Below are 12,431 nucleotides of genomic sequence, written 5' to 3'. Positions count from 1 at the left end.
TATTAGTATGGAAAAAGTCATCATAGGGATAGATCCGGGCAAGAAAGGAGCAATCGCGATATTAAGCGAGGACGGCTCGTTGCTTGATCTCTATGACATGCCGGTAACCGAAAAGGGAAAAAGAGGGGTTGTCGATGCTCGACAGCTAATCGACATGCTGCGTGGGCGCCGTGGAACCGTGGTGATCGAAAAGGTCGGTTACGTCCCCGGCGATGGCGGACTTGGCGCCTTTAGTTTTGGTGAAGCAGCTGGTGTTGCTCGCGGCGTTGTTGAGGCACTTGGATTCGATCTCGTCATGCCAAGACCGCAGGAGTGGCGTAAATGGCATGGTCTAACCGGCGCTGATGACTTCGTAGTAATTCAGACCGCAAGGGATCTCTATCCAAATGCCAACGTCCTGACGGGACGCAAAAAGAAGGACGGATCACCAGGAATCAAAGATGGGCGCACGGACGCGCTCTTAATAGCTAGATACGGATTGTCGCAAAATGGCAGCGAAGAAAAAGGAAGTTAAAAAAGGCCGGAGGCCAGTGCTTGATGCAGCGATGATCAAGAAGATCGGTACGGCTGTTGGCCGTACTACGAGCTTCAAATCAGCCGCCGCAGCCGTTGGTATTTCCATCGCCTGTTTCCATAGCTGGAAGCAACAGGCGGAGGAAATCAGGGCTCAACTTGAAGAAGATGACTCGTTTGAGCCAGACGACTGGCAGTGCTTGTTACTAGATTTTCTGGATGCAGTTGAGCAAGGTCTCGCCAAAGTCCGTGACATCGCAGTCAACAGCGTCATCGCTGCGGCAAAGCGTGGTGATTGGCGTGCCGGTGAGTCGATCCTGCGTCGTCGTTTTCACGACGAGTTTGCTGATGGTGATCGCCTCGGCAGCGAGAGCGACTCTGCACCAGTTGCTGATGCACAAACTGGCGTACTGATCATCCCCGGCCCCCTGGCCGATTTCAAAGAAGAAGACGTGATCGAGCAACAGGCTCGAACAGCCGGTCTCGCGGCTGCCCGCCTTGCCGAATTCGAAGCCGAAGAAAATGACAATGGTGATGACCAATGAAGCTCATCACTCAATTCTTCAAAACCGACTGCGTTATCGCCTGCTTAAGCATGCTCACCGGCCACACATACAAGCACCTGCTGGCCACCTTCCCTGGAGCGATAGCGACCGGGGTGACGATCTCCGAAGCACACGCATTCATGCTGACGAACTTCGGACCAGCCTGCTACGCCAGTACCGCTAATTACCAAGACCTGCTCTTCGGCAAGAGAGCCGGTCGTGTTGCGCTCAACCAACACCAGCTTTGGCAACAAATCCAAACCCGCCCCGCAATCCTCTCCGTGCCTACAGAGTCAGGAGAAGGTGCTCACTGCGTGCTGTGGACCGGCACATGCTGCTTCGACCCGTGGCCAGGCCGAGGCTTCATACAGAAGCCAGAGCTGGTGTATGAGGCTGTGTGGATCGACCGCCTGCCACTGGTAGTTGAATTTGAAACCGATGACGAGGATGCGTAATGAGCGCGTTCTCCCCGGTATTACATAAGACCGCAAAGGCGGTTCGCAAGATCATCTGGAAGCCGTTACCCGGCTCCCAGGAGATGTTCCTGCGGCTTGGCCAGCCCGAGTCTTTGGTTACCGAAGTTCTGTTCCACGGAAGCCGAGGCAATGGGAAAAGCGATGCCTTGATCATGGGGTTTGTTCAGCATGTTGGCAAAGGTTGGGGACCGGCCTGGCGCGGCATCATCTTGCGGAAGGAATACAAGAACCTTCGCGACATCGTGAAGACCAGCCATCAGATCATTCCGCGTGCTTTCCCCGGCGCGAAGTGGAGCCAGTCTGAATACAGCTGGACGTTCCCAACCGGCGAAGTCCTGATGTTCAACCACATTAAGAAACCTGCGGAATACGACACCAAATTCCACGGCTGGCAGCTCACTTACATTGGCTGGGACGAGCTGGCCACCTGGGCAACGGACGAAATCTACGTCTCGATGCTTTCGACTCTGCGCTCTGCGTTCATTCCCACTGCCGAACAACCGAACATGCCACCACTTCAGGTACGTGCCAGCACGAACCCCTGGGGTGTCGGAAGGCATTGGGTGTACAAGCGCTTCATCGAGGCCAGGAAGCCCGGTGAAATCGTGATGAACTCGGATGGCACCAGGCAGCGCTGCGCTCTGTTCGGCACGATCTTCGAGAACATCTACATCAACAAGTCGTACATCAAGAACTTCTTGATGAAGCTCGTTGACCCTGCGAAACGGGCAGCCTGGCTCCTCGGCGATTGGAACGCAGTAGACACTAGCAGCATGTTCGGCGCCGTATGGTCCAGCCGGGTGGTCATGAAGCCCTTCCCGATCCCGAAAGGCTGGAGGATCGACCGATCCTTCGACTTCGGCCAGTCCACGCCGTTTTGCGGTCTATGGCACGCCGAGGCAAATGGGGAAGCCGCAACCCTGCCGGATGGCACCAGGTTCTGCCCACCGGCAGGCTCGATCATTGTGATCGGCGAGGATTACGGCACTGAAGAGAATGCGAGAGGAGAGCAGGTCACTCCAGATGCCGGACTGTTCCTCCCGGCACGAGCCATAGGCAAGCGCCTCAAGGATCGAGAAAAAAGGCTCAGCGACTCAGGCATCCTCGCCGGACACACCATTCATCCCGGCGCCGCCGATAGCCAGATTTACAACGGCAAACAAATCCAGGGCCAACAGACAGTCGCAGCTGAACTCGAAGCTGAAGGCATGAAGTTCGTCCCCGCAGACAAAGCCCCAGGCTCTCGCGTGAACTCAGCACAGCTCGCTTTTCAACGTTTGAGCGCAACAAAGCTGAATTCGCCGGACTCGCCCCATTTGTACATCTTCCAAGGATGCCGGTACTTGATTGGTTGCTTGCCATCTATCGCACGCGATGAAGACAACATGGACGCATGTAAGAAAGGGCCAGATGACCATAGCTGGGATGCTTTGGCCTATCGGTTAACGATGAAGAAAAACGTAACAAAGGTAACGAACGGAATACGTTGATAGCGAAGCAAGGAAGCTTTGTGAGCGGAAACTCAAGGAAGAATGATGATGGGAAAGGTAAATGAGAGAAGCGCACGATGCGCCGGTTTTTATGAAGAAAGACACCTGCTGCGAACCCTGCGCGGCGGTACAAAAGCGATGCGTGCTGCTGGTAAAGAATATCTGCCGGCAGAAGCGAAGGAATCGGATGAGTCGTATAAAGCTCGCCTGAAACGATCTGTGCTCTTCAACGGCACGAAGCGAGCAATCGAAGCTAATGCTGCGAAGCCGTTTGTACGGCCAGTATCCGTATCTGCAACCATTGCTGGTCAGGAAGACCTGGTTGCGGGCTACGAGAAGAACCTGGACGGAAAAGGTGCCAGTGCCACTGCCTTGTCTAGGAAGGCATTGCAGGAAGTGCTTTGGGACGGCGCTGCATACCTGATCGTCGATGCTCCCAAAGCTGGCGGGCGGGCTTACTGCTACGTCGTCAAAGGGACTGACATCCTTGGTTACTCGTTCGACGAAGACGACAGTCTGGTCTACCTGCGCATCCTCGAAAAATCGGTAGTGGTTGTTGGTTACGATGAGGCCGAGTTGCAGAAGGTCAGGGAGTGGAAGGTCGAGGGCGCCCAGGCTTATTGGCGCTTGCACCAGCAAGTCGAGCCAGGCAAAGACGAATTCATCATCGTGCAGGATTGGACGGCTTTTGCTGTTGCCGAGATCCCGCTCATCCCGATCTTCGCTGACAACGTGCCAAGCGGCGAGCTGTTCTGCCCACCGCCCTTCATCGACCTCGCTTACCTCAACCTCCAGCACTGGCAGGAGAGCAGCGACCAGTCAAACATACTCCACGTCGCGCGTGTGCCCATTCTCTTCGGCTCTGGCATCGACCAAGACGCTGAAATCAAGATCGGCGTCGAGCACGCCATCCTCGGCAGCCAAGGCAGCGATCTCAAATTCGTCGAGCACACCGGTGCTGCCATCGGCGCCGGTAGGCAATCACTGCAAGACATCGAGCTGAGAATGCAGATTTATGGCTACGAAATGCTCGCCAATCGCGGTGCGGCAGAGACAGCAACAGGTCGTAGTTTGCAAGCAAACGAGAATAACTCTCAGATTGCGGCGATTGCCCAGAGCTTGCAAGATGCCTTGAAGAAAGCATTCTGGTTTTTGGGAAAATTCAATTTAATCAGTGACTTGCAAGTAGATGTGTCGGTATGCACAGATTACGGCGTGACGATCACTGTCGAAGAGTTGAACGCGCTCTCCACGGCTCGCCAAATGGGCGATCTGTCGCATGACGACTATCTCAAAGAGCTGAAGCGCCGTGGGATTCTGCGCGCCGATTTTGACATCTCAGCGAATGATGATCGTCTTCAGCAAGAAGTGCCGTTGTGATAATCGGTCACCATGGTGACTTGTTGTTACAGGCCTAAGCTGGCTCTGAGCGGCTCTCAACCATCTGTAATATCTGGTCACCATGGTGACCTCACATCACAGTCCAGCAATGGCCCTGTTCTCCCTGATGAACAAATGGTCACCATGGTGACTGATTGTTACAGGCCCAAGCGGGCTCTGAGCGGCTCTCAACCATCTGTAATATCTAGTCACCATGGTGACTTCGGATCACTCGTAATCTTGTTTGTCATCAATCAGTCAGAAATGGCCTGATGCGCGTCGTGGTCAGGGTTGTTGTCAAAGATACGATGGGAGGTTTGGCGGGGTAGCTGGGTTGGTTGATGACAATTAAACCGGCGTTGCCGAAGCTGACCAGCGGGTAGTCCTGGCTGACCGCATTTCTTCTCTTTAATACCGAATTTCATGCCAATACCAGATTTCTTTTTGAACAAGGAAATTCGGTCATTTCTGCGCGAAGTTCGGTAGCTTGAAATTTGAAATGGGTGCATGAGATTTATATAATATAAATATGAACTGAGAAATAAATCTTAGGCGCATAAGAAGAACAATAAAAGGAAGATCAAGATGGATAGGGTAAAGGCAGCAGTTTCGGATTTCGGTGTTTATATTGAGTGTCCAGCGGTTAGATATGAAGTAACATCGTCCCAGAAGATGCGCAACTGGCACGGCTTCGAATATAAAGTGAGTGATATTGAGCAAGCATTTGGTTTCACTATAAATATCATATTCAAAGCAAACGGCGATAAAGTGGAACTTGGTTGCTGCATCGTTGACTTCAAGTCGAACGATGAGTATTCAGAGAATCAAGTTTGCAAGATAGCAGAAGATTTTCTCGACTACATAAAGTCTGAGCTTGAGATTGAACTCGATATCTATGTTGCACCTGCACCTGCACGAAGAAATAGGCTGAAGGAAAGATTTGGCAATCATAGAATTCATGGTGTTCCTACCAGGGCGGATGCATGCGTGACTCTGGTGGAGGGCATGGAAGAGAACGAATATGCGGCACAGTACCAGCGCGTCATGCTCGAAAGCACGGCTGGTGAGAAGATTAGCTTCGAACTCATGACGCTGTTCTACAAGGATGGTTATGACGCTTGCGGACCAGATGCCTTCTTCTTTCACAGTCATCAGTTTGTGAGAGAAGATGACGACACTGATGTGAACAATTTAATAGCAGCAGCCTACACAAACCATCGGCTTGGCGCTCAAATGTATTAAATAAGTGTTATAATAAAAATAAAGGATAAGAAAATGGATATGATTGCAGCACTATTCAGAGACACAAAAAGCTTTCTCCTAAGCTTCAACAAAGCTGATCTCAAGATTTTACTCAAAGCAGCACTTGTCGCTCTGGTATGTGTGCTGCTGTACCAGTGCAAGATTTTCAATGAGCATGCGAAAGAGACATATGACTGCAAGTATGTGAGTCAGATTGACGATTGGCTGTGCATTAACAAGAAAGATCCAAGTGAGCCAGCTTCGCGAATCTAAAAACAACACTACAGACTCTTGTGCCAACCAAGATTCTGTAGTGCTTGACCTGTTTACTTCTCGTCGTCTTCGCAAGGATACGGCGGAGTTACCTCAGGGATTCGCGCTTCGAACTCCTTGGCCAACCATTCATACTTGGGACGCACTCTGTCGTCGTCTTTAAACTGCTCTCGCAGTTTTTCAATTTCAGCAGGAGCTTCCAACATCGACTTTCGGAATTTTCGAAGAACTTTTTCACCGGACATGACCAGTGAACTGTCATTCAAAATGTGTCTGAAGGCAGTCGCAAGAGATGCGTAGTAATAATCTCCATCTTCTTGAATGAAGGACTCGAACAGATTAAAGGTATCAACAGCTCTGTAGCGTTCGATGCAGTGCTTATCAATCAAAAAGCGTGGATGGTCCGCTTTCTTAGATTCGAGAAAGTAAGCCTGATTCATTGCTGGTCCAAACATCGGGCCGCCTTGGATGTGAACCAGCTTCCCTATCGTCACACCACCACGGAGCAAAAGATTATGCGACATCCACATCATCGCACTGATTTTGGTAAGCAAGTCAAGCACCATTTGCGAGGCGATGACATCATCCGCACGTGAAGACAGAACTAAGCTATCAGAAAAGTAATTAATGTTGACTGGATGCATTTTTTGCTGCATCTGTGACATATAGCGAGCTGTCTCTCGAACATTCTCTACTTCTTCAGGCGGGATTAGCTCTAAATTTACGGTGGTGAATAGCTCGGCTTCAATTTGTGTGGGATGCATTGCCACCAGTGCATCCAGTATTTTTTTGGGAAGATCTGGAGTAACTGCGCTTTTCTCTACTAATTTGCCGAATCCCAAAATATCTACAAATGCAATGAAACGTTCTTCGAACACAACGCATGCTCCATGCTTATAAATGTTTGATTATACCAGCAGCTGGTAGCCTCACGCAAATTTCAGCTAACACGAACTAGGGAGAACTTCGAACAACATTTTATTAAATAAAGATAGTGGGATAGAGATTTACTGTTTTATATGTGATATAATATGTATATCCAGGGAAGGTAACCATGCTCATGGATGAGCCAACCGTCAAGGATGACAACTAATTATTAATCTTGGGGATTAACAATGACACGGATGTACCAATTTAACGAACTCTTCGTCTGTGGCGAAGAGAACGAAAACGACAAACCCGACTATGCAGCTCTATTCCAGGCGCCCGAGGCGCAGGAGTACCTAAACAGCTTTTTGAGCACAAAAGTGACCGAAGCTGTGGAGCGCGAGACTGCGAGCTTGAAAGAGTCGAAGGGCAAGATTCTCGACGAGAAGAAAAAGCTTGAGGCTCAGCTGAAAGGGTTGGCGACAACTGCTGAAGATCAGGCTGATCTTGATGCCTTTAAAGCCGGGAAATTACCGTTCCAGGATCTGGTGGACAAGCGGGTTGCAGCGTCTAATCAGGACTGGCAGACCCGCCTACAGGGCGTGGAGGGCGAGAAAAGCGAGCTGCAAAAGGCGCTGGAAGGTGAGCGCAGCAAGCTGAAGCAATTTCAGCTGAAAACCCTGATTGGCCAGGAAGCTCTGAAGAACGAATTTTTCCAGCCGACCGCGCTGGATGACCTGCTAATGGTAGCTGCCAATGATTGGTCCCTGACCGACGAAGGCGACCTGGTTAGTAGAGACAAGAGCGGAAACATCCGTATCGGTAAGGACGGCAAGGCACTGACTCCCGGCGAATGGATTCAAGGTCTCACTCAGACCAAACCGCACTACTTCAAGCCGCAGGCCGGATCTGGCAGCAAAGGCAATGGAAGCCTAGGCGATCAGCGCACAGTCACGACGAAAGAGTGGCAATCACTGCTTGCTAGCGCAACTGGTGAAGAACAGAAAAAACTTCTGGCTGCCAGAGCCTCTGGAGCCGTGAGGATAGCACAATGATAGTGAGCTTCATGACACCGATTTCCTGGCCAGGAGATCGGAAATATGAAGACACTGCTGAGGCAGCAATTTCAGCGGAGATGCTTGGGCGAGCAAAACAGAACCCACGCAGCAGCTATTATTGTAGCGGGGAGGGCAACCCCCTCTCTATGCTGACGACGAAGTTTCGTCAGATTTTCTCTGATGCTAGCGATGCAAAAGGCGTAGTATTTATGGCTACCGAGTTTAGTCATTTGCCTAAAGCCAAGCGCAGCGAGAATATTGATTACGTATTCGTAGAAGACACTAAAGAGTCGATTGAGAAGGCGAAGTGGCAACTGAAGTCAAAATATGATTTCGTTGCTTCTGAGACTGATCAGTCGCATCTGAGCAAAGCAATGCAATATTTTATGCGTAGCCTTGCAAAGAAATAATTTTATCCGGCTGTGCCGGGCCATGTTCAAGAGCTTGGGGCTCCAAGAACAAAAGAGGAAATGAAAGTAAATCTTAGGGAAAGGAGTCCCAAAAATGACTATTGCTATCAAGAAAGAGCTGTTTGTGTGCGGTGAGAATGACCTCAGCGCTCAGATAAACGAGCTGGTATTGCCGCTTGCGTTATCCAGACTGCGCGGGCAGTTGACGATGCCTGGTTTGATCACCATAAACACGAAGGATGAGTCGAAACATTTCGGTGAAGAGGTGACTGTGCCTGCACCTGTCGTGTTCGGCGAGGCAGATGAATTCGATCCAGTTGAAGGGTCAAAGCCGTCACCAATCAACGCTGAAGGCGTGAAGGTCAAGCTAGACAAGCACATCTACAAAGAGTGGACGATGAGCGACCGCGAGTTCCTCGCTCACGCTGCTACCAACACGCTGCCTTCTGCGATGGAAGGAGCTGTAGATGCCATAGCTGTCAGCATCAACAAGGCCATCTTCAATCTGTACAAAGATATTGGCCATTTCTCCGGAAACCTGGAGAGCGTCGGCTCTCGCGACAAGCAAGACCTGATCGCTGCACGCAAGGTTCTTCAAGACAACAAGGTGCTGGGTAATCGCAAACTCGTTCTTACTAGCGACACCGAAGCAGACCTGCTTCTGGAGATGTCAAAAGTCAACGAGACCGGGGACCAGACTTTGGTCAACGAGGGCTTCATCGGACGCAAATTTGGTTTCGACATCTACTCCGACGTTCAAGCACCAACCCACTTCGCTGGCACAGCCTCCACAGTTGCTGGCATCGTCACCGCTGGCATTAACCTGGCCGGGTCACCGGTTCTGCGTGTTGCCGGTGTAGATGAAGGCGCTACCTTCGTGCGTGGCGATATTCTGAATGTCGCTGGCGGTGTGAGCTTCTCGGTTGCTGCTGACGTTGTTGCAGATGCTACCGGTAACGTCGAGATACCCGTGGTCGGTGGCCTCAGTGTGCCATTTGTAGCTGGTGTTGCTGTTGAGGTTGCAGGTACGCACAACGTTGATCTGGGCTTCACCAGCGCTGCGTTTATGGCTGCTTTTCGCATGCTGGAAACCCCAGCTACTAGCGGTGGCGTGACCATCTCTTCGATGAGTGATCCCATCAACGGCCTGCCCCTGCGATTGCTCACTTGGTACAACGGAAGTACCAGAGCAACGCACTGGTCGCTCGAAACTTTCTTCGGCGTGAAGACCATCGACCCTGCCCGCGCCTTGCGGATGGGCGGCCACTGATTCGAGTAAATCCCACCAGATCCTGCTGCCTCACCTTGGGGCGGCAGGCTTCTAAAGAGACGAATCAAGGAGGATTCGATGTCACGCACAAACACCCAAACACACGAGCTACGGCACCCAGACACTGGCCACACCGTCTTTGCCGACTTCGGCAGCCGCTCGTTGGCCCATTTCCTGTCACTCGGCTACAGCTATCCAGAAGCCGAGCCAGCAGTCCAGGCAGCTGAAACCGCAAAACCCACCAGGCGCTCAAAACCCAAGCCAGTAGTGAAGGAGGCCGTCAATGGTGATGACAACCCTTGATCGCCACGGTGAGTCACTACAGACAGTGCAGCCTGATCGCACTCTTACCGCTGGCCCCCTTCCGCTGCAAGCGGGGATTCCTTTGTCGCCAAACCAGCCGCTCACAGGCGGCGCGGTGTACCTATTCTGCAAGTCGATCATCCACGTGCGATTCAGCCGTGAAGGTGATGCGGCGGATGCTTGGTCGGCACCTATCGATGCTCGTGGAGGCGCTGTCCTTGCCTGCGTACCAGGTGAGCGCATTTCCGTGCTGCTGGCAGAAGGTGAGGGCGAGAATCTGGTCTGGATCTGCGGAGTACGGTGATGCTGATCGAACTGATGAGGTTGGTTTCACCGGGTAGGTATTCCGATGATGAGAGCATTCCTGCTGACGCCATGGTTACAGATGATGGAGAGCCAGAGATCACGGACGACGGGGCTTTGGTGCGATATGAGCAGGCAGTCGAGCAAGGCTGACTGTGGAAATTTTGCGATATCGCCAGGAAAACAAGTAGGTATTTGCGAGTAGGTTTTGGCAGCCCAGGATTTGCTGCTTATTAAGCTCAAGGAAGAACAAAATTATGAAAACACCATCACAGTTAGCGCCTTGGACCGGCGACTTGGGCATGAAAATGCACGCGCATAAGCCCGGTTCCAGCGAATCTGTCTCTATATCGGACATTGTGTCACTCATTAATACAGATGGATCGCTGAAATCTGGCGATATTATCCTGCGGCCTGACGCTGCATATCGAGTAAATTCACCTGAGGGGGCTGGCATTGGAGAAAATTACTCTAATGGCGACTACGCCGATGCGCTCAAATGCAATGGCCACAAGCATCTGCGGGAGGATCACCCAGCTTTGGCGGAGACCCTGAGCTTCCTCCAGTCAGGCAACGCCCCAACAGGCTTCGGGCCAGAAATCACGCTGGATACTGGGCTACAGGAAGGCCAAAGCACTGTCGCTGGCATGCTGACGATCAGGGGAAATTACTTCAATTTGACTAAGTTCCCGCCTGGCTCCAACAGCTACGGCGTCCGCAGCCGTGACGGCGGAGAGAGCTTCCAGTCCGACAACGTGGCCTACACGTTCAATAAGTCAGATTTCGTTGATGATGACGGCGCAGTCGTTCACTTCAGCGACAGCACGCTCTACGTCTATGAGCCGAATGGCACCATCGGCAGCTACCCGCTTGCAGGCCTCGGCGGCAGCATCGTCGGCATGGCGAAAGGGTCAAATTACTTCGTTTACACCGACACAGGCGAAGTCTGGCAAAGCAACACCCTGCGTGGTGACTACACCCTGCTTGGCAGCTTCAACGATAGCCTCAGACCCGCATCCCAGAGCCGTTGCTTCGTCAATTTCAAGGGCCAGATCCACGCCGCACTAATGTCTGAAGACGGCAGTGTTGGGGGAATTTACTCGATTGCAGGCGCATCAGCGACGTTTGCCGGGGGATCGTCAGACGTATTTACATGCTTGTGTGCGACTGAAGAACATCTGTACGCACAAACCATAGGAAACATCTACAAATTTGACACCACGCTCAACGTCGTCAGCTACATAAACAACTTCAGCAAATTCGGCAATGCTCAGCAGACTGATCTGATGAAAGCAATTGGAGATGTAGGTTTGCTAGTGAAAAGCAGCACTAATCTTTTCCTATCTAGCGACGGCGGAGACACATTCTCACTGGTAGCTAGCTCAGTAAATGCCTTCGACTACGACGACACTTTAGGTCTTCTCTACTACGCGCAAAATACCGACACGCTAAACATGAAAGCCGGTACGTTCGCTAGCACAGTCGAATTCAGTACACCAAAAATAGGTTCTGACCTACCAGGTTTCGCCTGGTACATCATGAGATAAGGAGATCTCAATGACTACAGTCGCACACATAGATAAGAAGAGGATCGTTCTTGGCATACACGACCTGGCAACAGCCCCGGTAGCCGTTTTGTCATCAAACGTCGTTGTAGACAAAGCAAAAGCACGTCAGATCATCGAGATTCAGAATCGTGGGAAATGCGCACAAATAAGCGAGGGTGGGGAGGTGATTGAATGTCATCTCGTTAGCCCTGAGGTTCTGTGGGAGCAAGTGAGACTTGTGCGCAAACCGCTTCTTGATGAAGTTGATTACAAGGTCAATACTTTGTTTGATGACGAAAAGATTACGGGCGTCTTAATGGATGCGGATGTGCTTGATGATCTTTGTGCTTACAGAAAAGCACTGAGAGATATAACTTTGCAAGCTGATCCGAGCAATATCCAGTGGCCGGTAAGGCCGTGGTTGTGATATAATAATAAGTGATTTAATAAGTATTTATGGCAAGGATGCCGAATAATGAGTGAATTTCCAAATAACTTCAAAATACCCGGCGATCTTGTCGTAAAAGCCTTCGCGTTGCTTTTGGCCGGGAGTGCTGCTTACTTTGCGCTAGACCAGCGAATTAACGCTAATGCCCAAAATATCACAGCGCTAGATAAGCAAGTGATAGAGATAAAAGAGGATCGCCGTAGAGATACACAAAGCGTCGAAGATAAATTTAACAAGCTTAGTGACAAGATTGATCGGCTTTACGAGCAGATTAATAGGTTATTGGCTGAAAAAACGAAGTGACAA

At 51.1% G+C, this 12,431-nt stretch carries 17 protein-coding genes; 16 read left to right on the top strand and 1 reads right to left on the bottom strand.

Annotated features, from left to right (window positions below; all coding sequences use genetic code 11):
* Positions 1-7 precede the first annotated feature (7 nt).
* The 7 genes from ACF8O8_RS25725 (at position 8) to ACF8O8_RS25695 (ending at position 5,919) form a co-directional block, all read left to right on the top strand.
* Entirely contained in the window at positions 8-514 is a 507-nt protein-coding gene (locus tag ACF8O8_RS25725; protein ID WP_392510725.1) for a hypothetical protein, read from the top strand.
* Positions 489-1,058 carry a hypothetical protein gene (locus tag ACF8O8_RS25720; RefSeq protein ID WP_392510724.1) on the top strand — a complete coding sequence of 190 codons (570 nt, stop codon included), beginning with the start codon at positions 489-491 and terminating at the stop codon, positions 1,056-1,058. Before ACF8O8_RS25725 ends, ACF8O8_RS25720 begins: the two co-directional genes overlap by 26 nt.
* The gene (locus ACF8O8_RS25715) at positions 1,055-1,513 is read left to right on the top strand and encodes a hypothetical protein (protein ID WP_392510723.1); all 459 of its coding nucleotides are present in this window, start codon (positions 1,055-1,057) and stop codon (positions 1,511-1,513) included. The genes ACF8O8_RS25720 and ACF8O8_RS25715 overlap by 4 nt, the downstream gene beginning before the upstream one ends.
* Entirely contained in the window at positions 1,513-3,024 is a 1,512-nt protein-coding gene (locus ACF8O8_RS25710; protein ID WP_392510722.1) for a hypothetical protein, read from the top strand. Before ACF8O8_RS25715 ends, ACF8O8_RS25710 begins: the two co-directional genes overlap by 1 nt.
* Positions 3,025-3,069: 45 nt before the next feature.
* On the top strand, positions 3,070-4,404 hold the full coding sequence (locus ACF8O8_RS25705; RefSeq protein WP_392510721.1) for a DUF4055 domain-containing protein: 1,335 nt from the start codon (positions 3,070-3,072) through the stop codon (positions 4,402-4,404).
* Between the two features lie 585 nt (positions 4,405-4,989).
* A complete protein-coding gene (locus ACF8O8_RS25700) occupies positions 4,990-5,646 on the top strand; it encodes a hypothetical protein (RefSeq protein WP_392510720.1) in 657 nt (218 codons plus the stop codon).
* A gap of 33 nt (positions 5,647-5,679) precedes the next feature.
* A complete protein-coding gene (locus ACF8O8_RS25695; RefSeq protein ID WP_392510719.1) occupies positions 5,680-5,919 on the top strand; it encodes a hypothetical protein in 240 nt (79 codons plus the stop codon).
* Between the two features lie 53 nt (positions 5,920-5,972).
* Here ACF8O8_RS25695 and ACF8O8_RS25690 read toward each other — a convergent pair whose 3' ends face one another.
* On the bottom strand, positions 5,973-6,797 hold the full coding sequence (locus tag ACF8O8_RS25690) for a hypothetical protein (RefSeq protein ID WP_392510718.1): 825 nt from the start codon (positions 6,795-6,797) through the stop codon (positions 5,973-5,975).
* Positions 6,798-7,034: 237 nt separating this feature from the next.
* Here ACF8O8_RS25690 and ACF8O8_RS25685 point away from each other — a divergent pair, with 237 nt between their 5' ends.
* The 9 genes from ACF8O8_RS25685 to ACF8O8_RS25645 all read left to right on the top strand — a co-directional run bounded on the left by ACF8O8_RS25685 (position 7,035) and on the right by ACF8O8_RS25645 (position 12,428).
* Positions 7,035-7,841 carry a hypothetical protein gene (locus ACF8O8_RS25685; protein WP_392510717.1) on the top strand — a complete coding sequence of 269 codons (807 nt, stop codon included), beginning with the start codon at positions 7,035-7,037 and terminating at the stop codon, positions 7,839-7,841.
* An 11-nt stretch (positions 7,842-7,852) separates the two neighbouring features.
* The gene (locus tag ACF8O8_RS25680; protein WP_392510716.1) at positions 7,853-8,254 is read left to right on the top strand and encodes a hypothetical protein; all 402 of its coding nucleotides are present in this window, start codon (positions 7,853-7,855) and stop codon (positions 8,252-8,254) included.
* A gap of 94 nt (positions 8,255-8,348) precedes the next feature.
* Positions 8,349-9,524, top strand: a complete 1,176-nt coding sequence (locus tag ACF8O8_RS25675; RefSeq protein ID WP_392510715.1) for a hypothetical protein — start codon at positions 8,349-8,351, stop codon at positions 9,522-9,524.
* A 78-nt stretch (positions 9,525-9,602) separates the two neighbouring features.
* Complete coding sequence (locus tag ACF8O8_RS25670) at positions 9,603-9,827, top strand: hypothetical protein (protein WP_392510714.1); 225 nt, start codon at positions 9,603-9,605, stop codon at positions 9,825-9,827.
* Positions 9,808-10,131, top strand: coding sequence for a hypothetical protein (locus tag ACF8O8_RS25665; RefSeq protein WP_392510713.1), 324 nt, complete (start codon positions 9,808-9,810; stop codon positions 10,129-10,131). The genes ACF8O8_RS25670 and ACF8O8_RS25665 overlap by 20 nt, the downstream gene beginning before the upstream one ends.
* A complete protein-coding gene (locus tag ACF8O8_RS25660; protein WP_392510712.1) occupies positions 10,131-10,283 on the top strand; it encodes a hypothetical protein in 153 nt (50 codons plus the stop codon). Before ACF8O8_RS25665 ends, ACF8O8_RS25660 begins: the two co-directional genes overlap by 1 nt.
* A 104-nt stretch (positions 10,284-10,387) precedes the next feature.
* Entirely contained in the window at positions 10,388-11,677 is a 1,290-nt protein-coding gene (locus ACF8O8_RS25655; RefSeq protein ID WP_392510711.1) for a hypothetical protein, read from the top strand.
* A gap of 10 nt (positions 11,678-11,687) precedes the next feature.
* A complete protein-coding gene (locus tag ACF8O8_RS25650) occupies positions 11,688-12,104 on the top strand; it encodes a phage tail assembly chaperone (RefSeq protein ID WP_392510710.1) in 417 nt (138 codons plus the stop codon).
* Positions 12,105-12,152: 48 nt separating this feature from the next.
* Positions 12,153-12,428: a hypothetical protein gene (locus tag ACF8O8_RS25645; RefSeq protein ID WP_392510709.1), complete on the top strand. Its 276-nt coding sequence runs from the start codon at positions 12,153-12,155 to the stop codon at positions 12,426-12,428.
* Positions 12,429-12,431 lie beyond the last annotated feature (3 nt).

Origin of the sequence: Pseudomonas sp. TYF_14 (assembly GCF_043105275.1) — a bacterium.
In the GTDB taxonomy this organism is placed as follows: domain Bacteria; phylum Pseudomonadota; class Gammaproteobacteria; order Pseudomonadales; family Pseudomonadaceae; genus Aquipseudomonas; species Aquipseudomonas alloputida.
The sequence above is the reverse complement of the archived record's forward strand: the minus strand, read 5'-3'. Positions and strand labels throughout refer to the sequence as shown.

What these genes read in the sequence shown, in the direction of transcription:
- ACF8O8_RS25725 (WP_392510725.1), top strand. Translation starts at nt 8, where the DNA reads ATGGAAAAAGTCATCATAGGGATAGATCCGGGCAAGAAAGGAGCAATC.
- ACF8O8_RS25720 (WP_392510724.1), top strand. Translation starts at nt 489, where the DNA reads ATGGCAGCGAAGAAAAAGGAAGTTAAAAAAGGCCGGAGGCCAGTGCTT.
- ACF8O8_RS25715 (WP_392510723.1), top strand. Translation starts at nt 1,055, where the DNA reads ATGAAGCTCATCACTCAATTCTTCAAAACCGACTGCGTTATCGCCTGC.
- ACF8O8_RS25710 (WP_392510722.1), top strand. Translation starts at nt 1,513, where the DNA reads ATGAGCGCGTTCTCCCCGGTATTACATAAGACCGCAAAGGCGGTTCGC.
- ACF8O8_RS25705 (WP_392510721.1), top strand. Translation starts at nt 3,070, where the DNA reads ATGATGGGAAAGGTAAATGAGAGAAGCGCACGATGCGCCGGTTTTTAT.
- ACF8O8_RS25700 (WP_392510720.1), top strand. Translation starts at nt 4,990, where the DNA reads ATGGATAGGGTAAAGGCAGCAGTTTCGGATTTCGGTGTTTATATTGAG.
- ACF8O8_RS25695 (WP_392510719.1), top strand. Translation starts at nt 5,680, where the DNA reads ATGGATATGATTGCAGCACTATTCAGAGACACAAAAAGCTTTCTCCTA.
- ACF8O8_RS25685 (WP_392510717.1), top strand. Translation starts at nt 7,035, where the DNA reads ATGACACGGATGTACCAATTTAACGAACTCTTCGTCTGTGGCGAAGAG.
- ACF8O8_RS25680 (WP_392510716.1), top strand. Translation starts at nt 7,853, where the DNA reads ATGACACCGATTTCCTGGCCAGGAGATCGGAAATATGAAGACACTGCT.
- ACF8O8_RS25675 (WP_392510715.1), top strand. Translation starts at nt 8,349, where the DNA reads ATGACTATTGCTATCAAGAAAGAGCTGTTTGTGTGCGGTGAGAATGAC.
- ACF8O8_RS25670 (WP_392510714.1), top strand. Translation starts at nt 9,603, where the DNA reads ATGTCACGCACAAACACCCAAACACACGAGCTACGGCACCCAGACACT.
- ACF8O8_RS25665 (WP_392510713.1), top strand. Translation starts at nt 9,808, where the DNA reads ATGGTGATGACAACCCTTGATCGCCACGGTGAGTCACTACAGACAGTG.
- ACF8O8_RS25660 (WP_392510712.1), top strand. Translation starts at nt 10,131, where the DNA reads ATGCTGATCGAACTGATGAGGTTGGTTTCACCGGGTAGGTATTCCGAT.
- ACF8O8_RS25655 (WP_392510711.1), top strand. Translation starts at nt 10,388, where the DNA reads ATGAAAACACCATCACAGTTAGCGCCTTGGACCGGCGACTTGGGCATG.
- ACF8O8_RS25650 (WP_392510710.1), top strand. Translation starts at nt 11,688, where the DNA reads ATGACTACAGTCGCACACATAGATAAGAAGAGGATCGTTCTTGGCATA.
- ACF8O8_RS25645 (WP_392510709.1), top strand. Translation starts at nt 12,153, where the DNA reads ATGAGTGAATTTCCAAATAACTTCAAAATACCCGGCGATCTTGTCGTA.